At 69.6% G+C, this 16,063-nt stretch carries 9 protein-coding genes; 3 read left to right on the top strand and 6 right to left on the bottom strand.

What is annotated here, in order from left to right:
• Positions 1-9: 9 nt before the first annotated feature.
• On the bottom strand, positions 10-1,434 hold the full coding sequence (locus OG432_RS06205) for a hypothetical protein (RefSeq protein ID WP_328308535.1): 1,425 nt from the start codon (positions 1,432-1,434) through the stop codon (positions 10-12).
• Between the two features lie 351 nt (positions 1,435-1,785).
• Positions 1,786-3,312 (bottom strand): helix-turn-helix domain-containing protein, encoded by a 1,527-nt coding sequence (locus OG432_RS06200; RefSeq protein WP_328308533.1) that lies wholly within the window; start codon positions 3,310-3,312, stop codon positions 1,786-1,788.
• Between the two features lie 511 nt (positions 3,313-3,823).
• Between OG432_RS06200 and OG432_RS06195 the strand changes: the two genes are divergently transcribed.
• Positions 3,824-4,714: an aminoglycoside phosphotransferase family protein gene (locus OG432_RS06195; RefSeq protein ID WP_328308531.1), complete on the top strand. Its 891-nt coding sequence runs from the start codon at positions 3,824-3,826 to the stop codon at positions 4,712-4,714.
• A 112-nt stretch (positions 4,715-4,826) separates the two neighbouring features.
• Here the strand turns inward: OG432_RS06195 and OG432_RS06190 are convergent, their stop codons facing one another.
• The gene (locus OG432_RS06190; RefSeq protein WP_328308529.1) at positions 4,827-5,165 is read right to left on the bottom strand and encodes a hypothetical protein; all 339 of its coding nucleotides are present in this window, start codon (positions 5,163-5,165) and stop codon (positions 4,827-4,829) included.
• Between the two features lie 1,103 nt (positions 5,166-6,268).
• Between OG432_RS06190 and acnA the strand changes: the two genes are divergently transcribed.
• Complete coding sequence (gene acnA / locus OG432_RS06185; RefSeq protein WP_328308528.1) at positions 6,269-8,983, top strand: aconitate hydratase AcnA; 2,715 nt, start codon at positions 6,269-6,271, stop codon at positions 8,981-8,983.
• A gap of 210 nt (positions 8,984-9,193) precedes the next feature.
• Here the strand turns inward: acnA and OG432_RS06180 are convergent, their stop codons facing one another.
• Positions 9,194-9,538, bottom strand: a complete 345-nt coding sequence (locus OG432_RS06180) for a hypothetical protein (RefSeq protein WP_328308527.1) — start codon at positions 9,536-9,538, stop codon at positions 9,194-9,196.
• 349 nt (positions 9,539-9,887) lie between these two features.
• Here OG432_RS06180 and OG432_RS06175 point away from each other — a divergent pair, with 349 nt between their 5' ends.
• Entirely contained in the window at positions 9,888-10,844 is a 957-nt protein-coding gene (locus OG432_RS06175; RefSeq protein ID WP_328308526.1) for a hypothetical protein, read from the top strand.
• A gap of 123 nt (positions 10,845-10,967) precedes the next feature.
• Here the strand turns inward: OG432_RS06175 and OG432_RS06170 are convergent, their stop codons facing one another.
• Complete coding sequence (locus tag OG432_RS06170) at positions 10,968-11,903, bottom strand: FG-GAP repeat domain-containing protein (RefSeq protein ID WP_328308524.1); 936 nt, start codon at positions 11,901-11,903, stop codon at positions 10,968-10,970.
• A 150-nt stretch (positions 11,904-12,053) separates the two neighbouring features.
• Positions 12,054-15,875 (bottom strand): GH92 family glycosyl hydrolase, encoded by a 3,822-nt coding sequence (locus tag OG432_RS06165; protein ID WP_328308522.1) that lies wholly within the window; start codon positions 15,873-15,875, stop codon positions 12,054-12,056.
• Positions 15,876-16,063: the final 188 nt, after the last annotated feature.

Here is a 16,063-nt window from a genome sequence, read left to right as displayed (position 1 = left end):
CGCCTCGGGTCAGATCTCCGAGCCGCTGCCGGACCCCAGGTGCAGGACGCCCTCCCGCGCCGACCTGGCAAGCGCCGCAGCCGCCTCCCGGGGCCGGCCCTCGTCGGCGAAGTACACGCTGCCCAGGCTGCCCTTGTCCAGCCATGTGCAGTTCACCATCGGGCTGTTGGCCACGTCGTACGTCATGCACCGCATGGATCCCCCGAGGCGGCCGGGATCGGCGGTCCACGTCGTGTGCACCACGTAGCCGGCCGCGCCGGCGACCTGCTGAATGCTGCTCAGTGTGTCGGCGGTCGCATCGTGGAAGTCGCCTGTCGCGCCCCACAGCATGAGCGCGGGCCGGTCGGGATCCGGCCCGTAGACGTAGGTGAATGTCCGGCCGCCGTTGCCCGCCATGATCGGGTCGATCACGTTCTCGATGCGGACGCGGGCCGGGCTCGTGTCCTGGCGCGCCAACCCCTGGAGGCGGTCGGGCGCCGACACCGTGTAGTGCGGGTACGCGGCGTACTGCCGGTAGCTCCAGATGCCCGACACCGCGGCCGCCGCCACCACGCCGGCGAGGATCGCGATGCCGGCCGTCAGTTCGCGGCGGCTGTACCCGGGGACGGGCGGCAGGGCGGGGAAGGCCGGGGCGGCAGGGATGTCGGCCGGGGGCGCCGGAGGGCGGGCGGCCGCTCGGTCTCGGGCGCGGCGCAGGAGGGCGTTGACCGCAAGGCTCGCCGGGAGGAACACGAAGACGGCGAGCCTCGTCCAGGCGGAGAGGTGCAGCGCCGGGACGGCAAGGAGCAGGGCCACGCACCAGGCCCCGCGCAGCAGTGCCGTGCGCAGGGGTGCCCGCACCACCCAGCGCGCCGGGGCGCGCCCTGGGCGGTCGAGCGCGGTGAGGGTCTCGGCGAGCACGGCGAGGCGGTCGTCCTCGGGGCGGGCCTGGGCCTGGGTCCTGGCCCGCGCGGCGGCCGTTGCCGGGTCGCCGACGGCGGCCAGGACGTGGCGGGCGTCGTGCAGCTGGGTCCGCGACGCCGACGGCGGCTTCGGGCCCCGGACGCCGGGCCCGCGCCGCTCGACGCGCAGCGCCTGGGGCGATCCCGGCGCCAACTCGCTTACACGGCGCGCCAGTTCGGGACCGCGCCGGTGCCGGGCGGGGCGGTCCATGTAGTCGCTGGCCAGGCACAGTTCGGCGTACGCGGCCAAGAGGTCGAGGTCGTCCGGGAAGGCATCCAGGCCCTCGCGGTAGGCCGCCTCCGCCCGGTCGTCGTGATCGTCCTCGTTCTCGGCGGCGTGGGCCCGGCCGACCACGAGGAACAGCCGGGCGTCGGGCCCCTCCTCGGCCAGCGCGCGACGCGCGACGCGCCGCGCCTCGGCGAAGCGTCCCGCCCGAAGGTTCCCCTCCGCCTCCCCGTACGCGGACATGACCTCTTCGTACTCGGCCTGCATGGTTTCCCCACCCCTGATGAATCCGCCGACCGCTCGATTCGCTTCGGCGCGCAACTATCACCTGGAGAAGAGGCCAGGTCAAGGGCGTTTGGGCGGCGTTGGGACGCCGAGGGGGCAGGGGATCGGGGTCGGGTCGATGCAGGGGACGCGGCTGCGGCCGAACAGCGCCGGGGGGATGGGGAGATGCGGATATGAGGCGATGCGGAGACGCACGTCCCGGTGCGAGAGGTGCGCCGAGGCGCAGAGGTGCGCCGCGGCGCAGAAGTAGGCCGCGGCGCGGGGCCAGGGGCCGCCGCCTCCCTCCCCGTCCCGCTGACGGGCAGGCGAAGGGGATGCGGCGGCTTGCGCGTGTCAGATGTCCCGGAAGATCTCGATCTGCGCGCCCACCGAGTTGAGGCGCTCCGCCAGGTCCTCGTAGCCGCGGTTGATGACGTACACGTTGCGCAGCACCGACGTGCCCTCGGCCGCCATCATGGCGAGGAGGACCACCACCGCGGGGCGCAGGGCCGGTGGGCACATCATCTCGGCGGCGCGCCAGCGGGTGGGGCCCTCCACCAGGACCCGGTGCGGGTCGAGGAGTTGGAGGCGGCCGCCGAGGCGGTTGAGGTCCGTGAGGTAGATCGCGCGGTTGTCGTAGACCCAGTCGTGGATGAGGGTCTGGCCCTGGGCCGACGCCGCGATCGCCGCGAAGAACGGCACGTTGTCGATGTTGAGGCCGGGGAACGGCATCGGGTGGATCTTGTCGATGGGCGCCTCCAGCTTGGAGGGCCGCACGGTGAGGTCGATCAGGCGAGTGCGCCCGTTGTCGGCGGGGTACTCCTCGCTGCGGTCGTGGTCGAGGCCCATCTCCTCCAGGACCGCGAGCTCGATCTCCAGGAACTCCACCGGGACCCGGCGGATCGTCAGCTCCGACTCGGTGACGACGGCCGCGGCCAGCAGGCTCATCGCCTCGACCGGGTCCTCGGAGGGGGAGTAGTCGACGTCCACGTCGATGTCGGCGATGCCGTGCACGGTCAGCGTGGTGGTGCCGATGCCGTCGACGCGTACGCCCAGCGCCTCAAGGAAGAAGCAGAGGTCCTGGACCATGTAGTTGGACGACGCGTTGCGGATGACGGTGACGCCCTCGTTGCGGGCGGCCGCGAGCAGCGCGTTCTCGGTCACGGTGTCGCCGCGTTCGGTCAGGACGATCGGGCGGTCGGGCGCGGTGCGCTCCACCTCGGCGTGGTAGATCCCCTCGGTGGCCGTGATGTCCAGGCCGAACCGGCGCAGCGCGATCATGTGCGGCTCGATGGTGCGGGTGCCGAGGTCGCAGCCGCCGGCGTACGGCAGCCGGAAGCGGTCCATGCGGTGCAGCAGGGGGCCGAGGAACATGATGATCGAGCGGGTCCTGCGGGCGGCGTCCGCATCCATCGCGTCGAGATCGAGCCGGGCCGGCGGCACGATCTCCAGGTCGACGCCCTCGTTGATCCAACGGGTGCGCACACCAATGGAGTTGAGGACTTCCAGAAGCCGGTAGACCTCTTCGATGCGGGCGACCCGGCGCAGTACGGTGCGGCCCTTGTTGAGCAGCGAGCCGCAGAGCAGCGCGACACATGCGTTCTTGCTCGTCTTGACGTCGATGGAGCCCGAGAGGCGGCGGCCGCCCACGACCCGCAGGTGCATGGGGCCCGAGTAGCCGAGCGAGACGATTTCGCTGTCGAGCGCTTCCCCGATGCGCGCGATCATCTCAAGGCTGATGTTCTGATTCCCCCGCTCGATGCGGTTCACGGCGCTCTGGCTGGTGCCCAGAGCCTCGGCCAACTGCGTCTGTGTCCAGCCCCGGTGCTGCCGGGCGTCACGGATGAGCTTGCCGATGCGTACGAGGTAGTCGTCTGCCATAGGGGCAGGTTATCTCAGATATGAGATGACGCTCGCGCCGGGCTGGGCCATCGGGGTGAGGACCCGTCACCTCCGATCCTGCGCTTTCCGTACGGGGGCGGCAAATGGAGTGGTCCGTCCGGGGTGAGATGTTTTACATACTTTGGGCGTGTCGGATGTATCGGATGTGTCGGGTGTTGCGCACGTACCGGACGCCTCCTGCGCGTGGCCGGCTTGGCGGAGGTGTCGTTCCGTCAGGGGGGGACGGCGCCCGGCCGGGGCTCCACCCGCACCTTCGGCCCGCCCCGCCCCGCCCCGCCATCCCGGGGCACCCTGGCACTCCGCGTCCCATCCTGCTCGGCTCGTGTCCTTTGACGGCGAAGTGGGTCGGTTGCGATGCCCTGATCTTGAGCGACTGGGTTCGATGGCCAACGATCGCTCTCTGTCGGTGCCTCTCGTGTCCCGTCCAAGTTGATCTGGACTGCTTCCGTCGTTTCGAACTGGACCAGTGGAAGGCCCTGCGAGATTGACCATGCACGATGACCACGTGGACGTGACCACCGACATCGTTGCGACCTTGATCCAGGAACAGTTCCCTCAGTGGAGCGGCAAGGCGATCCGGCTCGTGTCGTCGACCGGCACGGTCCACGCCATCTTCCGCATCGGGGACGACCTCTCCGCGCGTTTCCCGCTGCGTCTGACCGATGCCGCGGAGGCACTGGCCGTTCTGGAACGGGAAGCCCAGGCGAGCGCGGAGCTGGCACAGGTGTCTCGGTTCCCCGTTCCGGAACCCGTCGCCCTGGGAAAGCCCGGAGCGGGCCATCCCATGCCGTGGTCGGTCCAGACGTGGCTGCCGGGAGCGCTCGCCTTCGATGCCGACCCGAGTGGGTCGGACGCTTTCGCCGGGGACCTTGCGGCCTTCATCGCGGCCCTGCGGGGAGCCGAGACGCGGGGTCGGCAGTTCAGCGGCGACAATCGCGGCGGCGTTCTCGCTCACCACGACGCCTGGATGGAGAAGTGCTTCGAGGCGAGCCAGGGGCTGCTCGATGTGCCCCGGCTGCGCCGACTGTGGAGCCGCTTCCGGGAGTTGCCGCGTACGGCTGCCGACGTGATGAGCCACGGCGACCTGATTCCCGGCAACGTACTGGTCACGGGAGACCGGCTCTGCGGCGTGCTCGACACCGGCGGCTTCGGCCCGGCCGACCCAGCGCTGGATCTGGTCAGCGGCTGGCACCTGTTGCAACCGGGCCCACGGGAAGTGCTCCGGCGGACACTGGCCTGCGGCGATCTGGAGTGGGAGCGCGGCAAGGCGTGGGCCTTCGAACAGGCGATGGGGCTCGTCTGGTACTACGTGGAGAGCAATCCGACGATGAGCAGAATGGGGCTCCGGACACTCGACCGCATTCTGGAGTCGACGAAGTGATGCCGCCCCGGTCGCAGGCCGTGGCAGAGGCGATCGCTTGTCGCCCCCCACCGACACAGCGCCAACGTGAACAGATCGGCTGAGGCGGCACATCCCGGCTCGATTCTGGAAATTACTGAAAGCGACCCTGGGTGGAGCGGGGGCTTCCTTTTGCGGCGTTGCGCCGTGGAGGGCAGTACTGACGGACGTAGTGGCGGAGCATCCTGTAGGACACGGAGGCTTCGTAGCCGTCCACGAGCCTCAACGGGACGCCGACGCGGTGCAGATGTTCGCCGAACACCGTGATCCACCGGGCGGCCTCGCTGCGGCGGTCGCGTGCCCAGACACGGGAGACGTCGTAGGGGTCGTAGTGGATCTCCCACAGCCCCTTCTTCTCCGCCACCCCGGAGTGCCGGCGGCGCCAGCTGACGATCCACTCGTCGAGCAGGCCCGGAGTTCGGGCAGGGACCACAGCGGTCCGTTCTCCAGGCCCCGGCCCAGGCGGTCCACCGACCGCCGCGGCACCGTCCCCGCGGGAGCATCCGGCGCCAAGCCGTCCAGGACCTCCAGAATGTGCCTCTCCCACCAACGGGCCTGTTCCGCAGAGGTCTGCGGGAACTCCGCGATCCTGGCCGACGCAGGCACCCGCCGTTCTTCCCCGGCCCCCGTCACCGCACGTTCCCGTCCCGCCAGGCGCACGACGGTGGACGGCTCCAGCAGCCCGCCCGCCAGGCCCTCGGCGGTCAGTTCGCGCAACCGGAGGAGATGGAACAGGGCGGGGAGCGTCTCAAGGCGGTCACCGTCCGTATCCGCGCCGGCCATCAACGGGACCCGTATCGCGAAGACCTGCCGGAGCCGGTCCACGACCGGCCCACGCCGGCACCGGGGATGCCGGTAGCGCGACAGCCACCTCACGGTCGCCGGCAGCACTTCCTCCGGAACCCCGACCCGCTCGAAGCCTCACCCGGCCTGACGGCAGGCCCGGCGCGTCACCTCGAACGCTTCCGCGTCTCGTGGCCCGATCCGCTCATCGGCACGGACGGCGACGACCATCGCCGAGTCAGTCACGACTCGAAACCGACGTGCCGCCGGGTCGTCGCAGCCCAGTACCAGCCCGGGAAGTGACGCTCACCACGCGACCAGCGAAACGGCCGTACCGCGGGCATGTCCTCGAACCGCGCCGCCACGCAGTCCAGCAGTGGACGACGCCGACACGCGCGCACAGCATCCATGTACGACAGCTCGACGTACGGCTCCGCTGGATCTGCCCCGACCGGTACGGCCGCCCAGCACCCCCAGTACGTCCCCTCGTACGACTAGGTTCGCCGGCAAGGAAGCCGAAACGACTGGGTTCGCTGTCAAACGCCTCGATGGGATGACAGTGGTCAGGCTCGCCCGCGCATGACCTACCCGCGGCCATGTACTAGAGTTATCTCGACATCGAGATATCTACCGAGGCGCACCGCAGCCGACGCTCGGTAAGGGTTACCTAACTTAGCCTTACCTCAGCGGATCGACAACACGTCGTGGCGGCAGGATTGTGGTGGAACGCGCACATCAATGAAGGAGACTGTCGTGTCGGCGAACAGCTTCGACGCCCGCAGCACGCTGCGCGTGGGCGACGAGTCGTACGAGATCTTCAAGCTGGACAAGGTCGAGGGCTCCGCGCGCCTCCCTTACAGCCTGAAGGTTCTCCTGGAGAACCTGCTCCGCACCGAGGACGGCGCGAACATCACCGCCGACCACATCCGGTCGCTCGGCACCTGGGACTCCCAGGCCCAGCCCAGCGAGGAGATCCAGTTCACGCCGGCTCGCGTGATCATGCAGGACTTCACCGGTGTGCCCTGTGTCGTGGACCTCGCCACCATGCGTGAGGCCGTCAAGGAGCTCGGCGGCGACCCGGCGAAGGTCAACCCGCTCTCCCCGGCCGAGCTGGTCATCGACCACTCCGTCATCGCCGACAAGTTCGGCACCAAGGAAGCGTTCGCGCAGAACGTGGAGCTGGAGTACGGACGCAACCGGGAGCGCTACCAGTTCCTGCGCTGGGGCCAGACCGCCTTCGACGACTTCAAGGTCGTCCCGCCGGGCACCGGCATCGTCCACCAGGTCAACATCGAGCACCTGGCCCGTACGGTCATGGTCCGTAACGGCCAGGCCTACCCGGACACCCTCGTCGGCACCGACTCGCACACCACCATGGTCAACGGCCTCGGCGTGCTCGGCTGGGGCGTCGGCGGCATCGAGGCCGAGGCCGCGATGCTCGGACAGCCGGTCTCGATGCTCATCCCGCGCGTCGTCGGCTTCAAGCTGACCGGTGAGCTGAACCCGGGCACCACCGCCACCGACCTCGTCCTCACGATCACCGAGATGCTGCGCAAGCACGGCGTCGTCGGCAAGTTCGTCGAGTTCTACGGCGAGGGTGTGGCGGCCACGAGCCTCGCCAACCGCGCCACCATCGGCAACATGTCGCCGGAGTTCGGCTCCACCGCCGCGATCTTCCCGATCGACGAGGAGACGCTGAAGTACCTGCGTCTGACCGGCCGCGACGCCCAGCAGGTCGCGCTCGTCGAGGCGTACGCCAAGGAGCAGGGCCTCTGGCTCGACCCGGCCGCCGAGCCCGACTTCTCCGAGAAGCTGGAGCTCGACCTCTCCACGGTCGTCCCGTCCATCGCCGGCCCCAAGCGCCCGCAGGACCGCATCGTCCTCGCGAACGCCGCCGAGCGGTTCGGCCAGGACGTGCGCAACTACGTCGAGGACGACGACGAGGCGGGCAAGGAGTCCTTCCCGGCCTCCGACGCCCCGGCCACCACCAACGGCGTGCCCAGCCGCCCGACGCCGGTCACCCTCGCCGACGGCACGACCTTCGAGATCGACCACGGCGCGGTCACCGTCGCGGCCATCACGTCGTGCACCAACACCTCGAACCCGTACGTCATGGTCGCCGCGGCCCTCGTCGCGAAGAAGGCCGTGGACAAGGGCCTGACCCGCAAGCCGTGGGTCAAGACCACCCTCGCCCCGGGCTCGAAGGTCGTCACCGACTACTTCGACAAGGCCGGTCTCACCCCGTACCTCGACAAGATGGGCTTCAACCTCGTCGGGTACGGCTGCACCACCTGCATCGGCAACTCCGGTCCGCTGGACGAGGAGATCTCGCAGGCGATCAACGAGCACGACCTCGCGGTCACCTCGGTGCTCTCCGGCAACCGCAACTTCGAGGGCCGGATCAACCCCGACGTCAAGATGAACTACCTGGCGTCCCCGCCGCTGGTCGTCGCGTACGCCATCGCCGGTTCGATGAAGGTCGACATCACCACCGAGGCGATCGGCACCGACACCGAGGGCAACCCGGTCTTCCTCAAGGACATCTGGCCCACCGAGGCCGAGGTCAACGACGTCGTGGCCAACGCCATCGGCGAGGACATGTTCAACAAGTCCTACCAGGACGTCTTCGCGGGTGACGCGCAGTGGCAGTCGCTGCCGATCCCGACCGGCAACACCTTCGAGTGGGACTCCGAGTCCACCTACGTCCGTAAGCCCCCCTACTTCGAGGGCATGACGATGGAGACCACCCCGGTCTCCGACATCGAGGGCGCCCGCGTCCTGGCGAAGCTGGGCGACTCGGTCACCACCGACCACATCTCCCCGGCCGGTGCGATCAAGGCCGACACCCCGGCCGGCAAGTACCTCACGGAGCACGGCGTCGAGCGCCGTGACTTCAACTCCTACGGCTCGCGCCGTGGCAACCACGAGGTCATGATCCGCGGCACCTTCGCCAACATCCGCCTGCGCAACCAGATCGCGCCGGGCACCGAGGGCGGCTTCACCCGCGACTTCACCGTCGACGGCGGCCCGGTCTCCTTCATCTACGACGCCTCGCAGAACTACCAGGCCGCCGGCATCCCGCTGGTCATCCTGGCCGGCAAGGAGTACGGCTCGGGCTCGTCCCGCGACTGGGCCGCCAAGGGCACCGCGCTCCTCGGCGTCAAGGCCGTCATCGCCGAGTCGTACGAGCGCATCCACCGCTCGAACCTCATCGGCATGGGCGTTCTGCCGCTCCAGTTCCCCGAGGGCGCGACCGCGGCCTCGCTCGGCCTGACCGGCGAGGAGACCTTCTCCTTCACCGGCGTCGAGGAACTGAACAACGGCTCGACCCCGCGCACCGTCAAGGTCACCACCGACACCGGTGTGGACTTCGACGCGGTCGTCCGCATCGACACCCCCGGCGAGGCGGACTACTACCGCAACGGCGGCATCATGCACTACGTGCTGCGCCAACTTGCCGGTTCCTGACCTGATGTGAACGAGCGCCCTGCCCCTGCCTTTCGCGCGAGGGGGCAGGGCGCTCGCGCGCGAAGAGGGCGGCTCCTTGCGAGTCCGTGGAGTACCAGGGCCGAGAAATGTGGCGGTCGCGGGACCACCGGGGCCATGGCGCGCCATGCCGCGCCCCTCATCAGTGCCTGTTCGGCCGGGGCGGCGCTGCTGCGTGCCCCCGCCCAAGCGTCAGAGGTCCCAGCCCGGTTCGCCCGCGTGGAGCACGACAGGCGAGCAACCGTCCAGGGCGCTTCCGGACTCCAGGGCGGTAGCTGTCGCTCCGAGGAGGGCCGGCAGCGACGCCCACCTGGGGTGCCGGCGGAAGGAGCAGCCGGTTTCATGATCGGCAACGCGGATCCTGCCGTTCAGGCGATGGGAGCGTTGGCCGACGATGAGGCAGTCCCCTGAACCGTCGAGAGCGAAGGGGATCCACTGGGCATTCCACCACGGCCCGTACTCCGCCTCCGGATCGTCCTCCTCGGCTCCCGCGGGCCCGGCCGTGTCGATCCTCGTACGTATCTGCCAGGCGCTCACGATCCCCTGCGTACCCAACAGGGACCAGAACGGTGGCAGCAGACCGTGATGGCCCGTGCCGTCGTGCCGCAGCAAGGATTCGCACGAGGTGCGTTCCGGGCGAGCCAGGCCTCGATACGGCTCCACGACACAGTCGTCGGCGAATTCACCCTGGAATCATGCCGGTTCAACGGGGGCCGGTATGTGTCGGCCTCTGCTGCTTCGCCGCCGCAGGCCGACCCGCACGCGGATCATCGCAGCATCGGATGTGCCCGTCCGGTCACCGCGTGCTGCCCGCTTGTGCCTTGCGCCGGCGGCTCCCCGCTACGTATCCAGGGAAGTTGACGATCTCCAACCAAGAGGGGCTCCCGTGCACGATCAGGAGAAGACCGGCTCCCGCACCGGGGCGGGCAACAGCCGTATCCCCGCCGGTCGGCCGGCATCCGCCCCGCCCGCGCCGCACGGCCTGCTCGGCCTGCAGGCGGCTGCGGGCAACGCCGCGGTCGTCCAGATGCTCCGCAGCGCCGACCACACCTGGGCCCAGGAAAAGCACGAGCACGGCGCCGGCTGCGGCCACCAGGAGAACCACCAGGAGAACCGTCAGGAGATCGCCACCTCGCTCGCACCGGTGCAGCGCTCCACCGTCCACGACGACAAGGCCACCCACGAGGGTCGCGGCCGCCCGGTCGCCGTGCAGACCGCGCCCAAGGAGCCGCCGCCCGTGCCGAAGAAGCCCGACAAGCTGAGGCTCGGCGGTGCCGCGCAGACCTCCGGCGCCGGCCGGACCAACTCGGCCGGGCAGACATCGGCCGCCGCGGAGCCGGGGCAGGCACACTCCGAGACCCCCGCGCACGGGTACACGCTCGCCGGATCGGCCAGCCTGGTCTTCTTCCGGGCCGATGGGCGCTCTCCCGATGCCATCCGTCAGGCGAACGGTATGAGGTCCCGCAACAGCACGTCCATCGCGACCGAACTCGCCCTGTTCCTCGAGGATCCGATCGCCTACGCGCGGGCCCATGTCAGCAGCCCCAAGCCGACCTTGGTCTCCACGGCGCTGGACGAGGACTGCGGCGGGTACGCCAGCAACGACCGGCACCTCTACCAGATCCAGGTCAGCGGCTGGCACAAATTCGCCGCGCCGCCCGCGCGGAGCAAGATTCTGACCAAGCCGACGGTCTACGCCGACAGCACGTCCCTGGAGACCGCGACCGCGGCCGTCATCGGTCCTGTCGGCCCCACCCAGGAAATGGATTTCATCGGGGGAATCCCCCTGGCGGCGATCACGGGCTGCCGCCGACCGGGGGAGAGCGGCTTCAGCGCGCTCTGACGCCCACGACGGGGGGTGCCTGCCCGAGGGCCCTCGCCCCCACCGGCCCGCAGGCCCGCAGGGCCGCACCCCACCTGATGGGGTGCGGCCCTGCCGTTCGCCTGTGTGCGCGGTGACGAGGCGTCAGGACGTCATCAAGCGGTAGATGTTGTAGTTCGTGCCGATCTGTACGCGCGGCTCGTACGGGGCCGCGGCGTTGCCGGTGCCCTTGTAGAGCCACAGGCCGCCGTTGGTGTCCCGGGCGAGCAGGTCGGTCCTGCCGTCCAGGTCCACGTCGCCGGTGGAGACCAGGGAGTTGAACATGTTCCACCCGGCGCCGATCTTGGTGCGCGGTGCGAAGGGCGCGTGGTAGTCGCCCGTTCCCTTGTAGAACCAGAGCACGCCGGCCGTGTCGCGCGCCACGATGTCGGCCTTGCCGTCGCCGTCCAGGTCGCCCTTGCCGGCGAGCTGGGTGTAGACCTGCCAGCCCCCGCCGACCTGGACGCGACTGGTCACGGTGCCGTCGCTGTAGCCGAGGTAGAGCCACAGCACGCCCGCGCTGTCCCGGGCGACGATGTCGTAGCCCTGGGCCCCTCCGAGGTTGCCGGGGGACAGCTGCTTGTCGTAGATGTTCCAGCCGCCGCCGATCAGCTGGTCGGGGGTGTTGTAGTCGACGAGGTAGTGCAGCGTCCCGTCGTTGTTCCACGTCCATTCGCCGTCGAGGTAGCCGTCCGCGTTGTTGTCGACGAACGCGTCGTCGCGCACGTTCGGCAGGCTGCCCTCCTGCGTGCGCGCCGTGAGGCCGCCGCTGCCGTTGGGCCCGTACGCCCACGCGTCCCCGGCGTTGTCGATGCCGAGGAGCGGGAAGACCGGGTTCGCCGCAGGGTCGGGATCGGCCGCGACCGCCAGGCTCCTGGCGTGCGGGACGGTGAGCACCGGCATGTTCGGCAGCGGGTGCGCGGGGGCGGAGCCGCCGGCCGACGCCGCGCCGGCGCCCGCGGCGACCAGGGCGGTGGCTATCGCGGCGACGGCGAAGCGGGAGAGCGCCTTGCCACTCTTACGGACCTTGAGTTGGGCCACGTAGTGCTCCTTCGGTGAAACGCATCACGGTTGAATGCGGTACGACCCCATGAGTCGTACCGCATCACCGCGACTGCCGCACGGCATCTTCACAACCCAACCGGTTTGGGACACAAGGGAGATGGAGTGTGCGAACGCCGTGCGACGCATTCAGGACAGCAGTTCGACCTCCGCGAGTGTCGCCCCGCCGCCCCCGCTCACCAGCCGGTAGTGCGCGTACGAACCGGGGGAGCGGACCGAGAAGGCCCGGGTCTGGCGGTCCCAGGCGAACGACTCGCCCGACCTCCGGTCGATGTCCTTCCACGTCGTGCCGTCGGTGGAGGCCTGAAGCGTCCAGGACGCCGGAGCCTTGGTGCGGTCCGCCGAGGTGAGCGTGTACTGGAGCGCGCGCGTCGGCCCGGCCACCGGCAACTGCGCCGACGTGAACTCGCCGGACGTGACCGAGGAGTTGTCGAACAGCGGACCGGAGCCGGTGATCGCGTCGCTCGGCGGCGTCGGCACCTTGTCGTCCTGGGTGACGGAGACCGGCCCCGCGTACTTGCCCGTGCCCCACGACGAGGGCTTCGTGCCCATCGTGAAGTCGAGCGTGCCGCCCCGCGCGAGCAGACCGTGCGGCAGCGCCGTGGAGTTCCAGGCCTTCCCGTCGACCTTCAGGGACTGCACGTACACGTTGGCCGTGCTGTTCTTCGGCGCCTTCACGACCAGGTCGCGCCCGTTCTCCAGATGGACGGTCGCCTTGGTGAACAGGGGCGAGCCGATCGCGTACTCGCCGCTGCCCATCACCAGCGGATAGAAGCCGAGCGCCGAGAACACGTACCACGCCGACTGCTCGCCGTTGTCCTCGTCGCCGTGGTAACCCTGCCCGATCTCACTGCCGTTGTAGAGCCGCCGCAGGACCTCGCGGATCTTCTCCTGCGCCTTGTAGGGCTGCCCCGCCGCGTCGTACATGTACGTGACGTGGTGCGCGACCTGGTTGGAGTGGCCGTACTGGCCCATCCGCACGTCCCGCGCCTCCGTCATCTCGTGGATGACGCCGCCGTAGGAGCCGGCCAGCTCGGGAGAGGCCGTCTCCGGCGTCGCGAAATACGTGTCGAGCTTCTTGGCGAGGCCCGCCCGGCCGCCGTACAGGTTGGCCAGGCCCCGCGAGTCCTGCGGGGCGGTGAAGGCATAGCCCCAGCCGTTGGTCTCGGTGTAGTCGTAACCCCACACGCGCGGGTCGAACTTGGCGCTGTCCACACGCCATTGGCCGTTCGCGTCCTTGCCCTGGAAGAAGCCCGCCTTGCTGTCGAAGAGCTTCACGTAGTTCTGGGCGCGGCCCATGAAGTACGCCGACTCCTCCTTGTAGCGGGGCTTCTTGGTCTTCTCGTACAGCGCCTGGCCCATCTTCGCCAGGCCGTAGTCGTTGACGTAACCCTCCATCGACCAGGACAGCCCCTCGGGGGTGGAGGTCGGGGCGTAGCCGAGGAAGGGGGAGGTGTCCATGCCCTTGCGGCCGACGCCGGAGGAGGGCGGGGCGACCGTGGCGTTCTTCAGGGCGGCCTCGTAGGCGGCCTCGGCGTCGAACTTCACGCCCTTCACATAGGCGTCGGCGAAGGCCACGTCCGAACTGGTGCCGGTCATGAGGTCCGCGTACCCGGGCGAGGACCAGCGCGAGATCCAGCCACCGTCCTTGTACTGCTGCACGAAGCCGTCGACCATCTCGCCGGCCTTCGTCGGGGTGAGCAGCGAATAGGCGGGCCACGTCGTGCGATAGGTGTCCCAGAACCCGTTGTTGACGTACACGGAGCCGTCGACGACCTTCGACCCGGTGTGGGTCGGGGTGTCCTCGCCGGCCCTCGGCGCGAACGGGCTGGCGTACCGGGTCTTCGAACCGACCTTCTCCGAACCGGAGTTGGGGTAGAGGTAGAGGCGGTAGAGCGAGGAGTAGAGGGTGGTCAGCTCCTCGTGCGAGGCGCCCTCCACCTCGATGCGTCCGAGGATCTTGTCCCAGGCCTGCCGCGCCCGGTCCTTGACGGTGTCGAAGCGGGCCTTCGCGGGGATCTCGGCGGCCAGGTTCGCCTTCGCCTGGTCCACGCTGATGAGGGAGGTCGCCAGGCGCAGGGTGACGGTGCGGTCCTTGCCGGGTGTGAAGCGCGCGTAGCCGGTGACGTCGGCGCCCCCGCCGCCGGGCAGCCTGCCGCTCGCGGTGACGGGCGCGTCGAAGACGCCGTACACGAAGAGCCGTCCGGCGCCCGCCGACAGGCCGCTCTTCACGTCCGAGTAACCGGTGAAGGAGCGGGTCGCCGGGTCAAGGGTGAGGCCGCCCTGGTTGGTGACGTTGTCGAGGACGAGACTCGCGTCGTCTCCGGGATAGGTGAACCGCATCATCGCCGCGTGGTCGGTCGGCGTGATCTCCGTCTTGAGGCCGTTCTCGAACGTGACGCCGTAGTAGTACGGCTTCGCGGTCTCGTTCTCGTGCCGGAAGGGCAGGGCGCGGGCGGTCCGGGAGGCGTCGGGGGTGCCGGCCGCCGCCGACGGCATCACCTGGAAGGTCTGCCGGTCGCCCATCCACGGACTCGGCTCGTGGCTGGCGCTGAACGCCTGGAGGGTGGGCAGGTTGTCGGCGTTGTTGCGCCGCGCGTAGTCGTAGAGCCAGTCCTGCGAGCCGGCGTTGGTGACCGGCGTCCAGAAGTTGAACCCGTTGGGAACCGCCGTCGCGGGGAAGTCGTTGCCGCGCGAGAACGCGCCGCTGGAGTTGGTGCCGCGCGTGGTGAGCGCGTAGTCCGAGAGGTGGGCGAGCGGCTTCTCGGTCTTCTTCGGAGCGATCGAGAGGTCGTCGATCCAGCCCTCGAACTTCGCCGGGCCCCGGGGGGAGTCGTACGCCACCAGGATCCGGTCCACCGTCTTGCCCGCGGCGACGGAGCCGATCACCGAGGAGACCTGGTTCCACTGGTTGACGTAGAGGGTCTTGGCGGCGCCCTGGCCCTGCGGGGTGAGGAGTCCGCCGTGCGAGTCGAGGGCCTTGAGGTCACTCAGATGGGTGCCGTCGGTGAAGGCGAGGTCCACGGAGACGTTGGTGGCGGGGTAGGTGAGGTCGGTCTCCGCCATCGACGGAAAGATCTTGTAGTCGAGTTCGGTGTCGCGGCCGACGCGCGTGTTCACGTCGAAGACCTTGTTGTACGAATAGGCGCGGCCGCCGGGCTTGTGGGTGCCGGCGTAGCGCAGCGCCCGGACGCCGGTGAAGCCCGCGTTCGCCTTGGCGGTGGGGGAGCCGCCGGGGCCGCGGCCGGTGACGGTCAGCATGTCCGGGGGGACCGGGGCGGCGACGCCGTCGGAGAACTGGACATCGGCGAGCTGGGTGATGGGCGCGCCGCCGTTGGCGGTGATCTCCAGGCGGTAATGCGCGTAGGCGGTGGTGTTCGCGACGTCGTACGTCGTGGTCTGGCCGCGGTCCTTGAAGCTCTCACCGGCGCGGCTGTCCAGCGTCTTCCAGTCCTTGCCGTCGAGCGAGCCCTGCAACGTCCAGTTCTTGGGGTCGCGTTCGGGCGCGTCGTTGGCGGAAGTCAACGCGTAGGCGACCGTCTTCACTCGTTCGGACAGATCGAATTCGAGCCAAGCTGTCGGCTGGAAGGCCAGCCACTTGGTGCCGGCCTGACCGTCGAGGAGGTTCTCCTTCACCTCGCCGCCGTCGGTGTTCTCGGCGCTGGCCCGCACCGCCGTGACCTTGTCGGTCACATTGCCCGGTATGCCGGCGGCGAAGCCCCCGTCGACGCCCGAGGCCCGCTTGTTCCCGGTGCGGTCCGTATCGACGGAATTGATCCAGTCCGGCTGGGGCTGGCCGGTTTCGAACGAGGTGCTGAAGCGGCCGTCGGCGGGCGGCCGGGCGGATGCCGACGGCGCGCCGACCGCCGACTGTGCCGTCACTACGAGCAGGAACGAGGCCGCCGCGAAGGCGGCCGCCGGTCCTCGTCGGTACCGGGATCTGGGCAGCATGTGGGCCCTTTCCGTCGACGCAAGCCGGTGATGACCGGCAGATGCGAGGTGGACAACGTTGTCAGGGTGAAAACGCAGGATCCAGTAGCGCGGCAAGTGCCGGGTGGTGTCAAGGGCGTTGAGAAGGAATGGGTGGCCGGAATCGAGGGGGCAATGCGACCGTCAAGGTGTGTAATGCGCGTCAAAAG

The sequence above is a fragment of the Streptomyces sp. NBC_00442 genome, assembly GCF_036014195.1.
GTDB lineage: Bacteria > Actinomycetota > Actinomycetes > Streptomycetales > Streptomycetaceae > Streptomyces.
Note: the sequence above shows the minus strand (reverse complement) of the source record. Positions and strands in the feature narration are given on the sequence as shown.

What these genes read in the sequence shown, in the direction of transcription:
- OG432_RS06205 (WP_328308535.1), bottom strand. Translation starts at nt 1,434, where the DNA reads ATGCAGGCCGAGTACGAAGAGGTCATGTCCGCGTACGGGGAGGCGGAG.
- OG432_RS06200 (WP_328308533.1), bottom strand. Translation starts at nt 3,312, where the DNA reads ATGGCAGACGACTACCTCGTACGCATCGGCAAGCTCATCCGTGACGCC.
- OG432_RS06195 (WP_328308531.1), top strand. Translation starts at nt 3,824, where the DNA reads ATGCACGATGACCACGTGGACGTGACCACCGACATCGTTGCGACCTTG.
- OG432_RS06165 (WP_328308522.1), bottom strand. Translation starts at nt 15,875, where the DNA reads ATGCTGCCCAGATCCCGGTACCGACGAGGACCGGCGGCCGCCTTCGCG.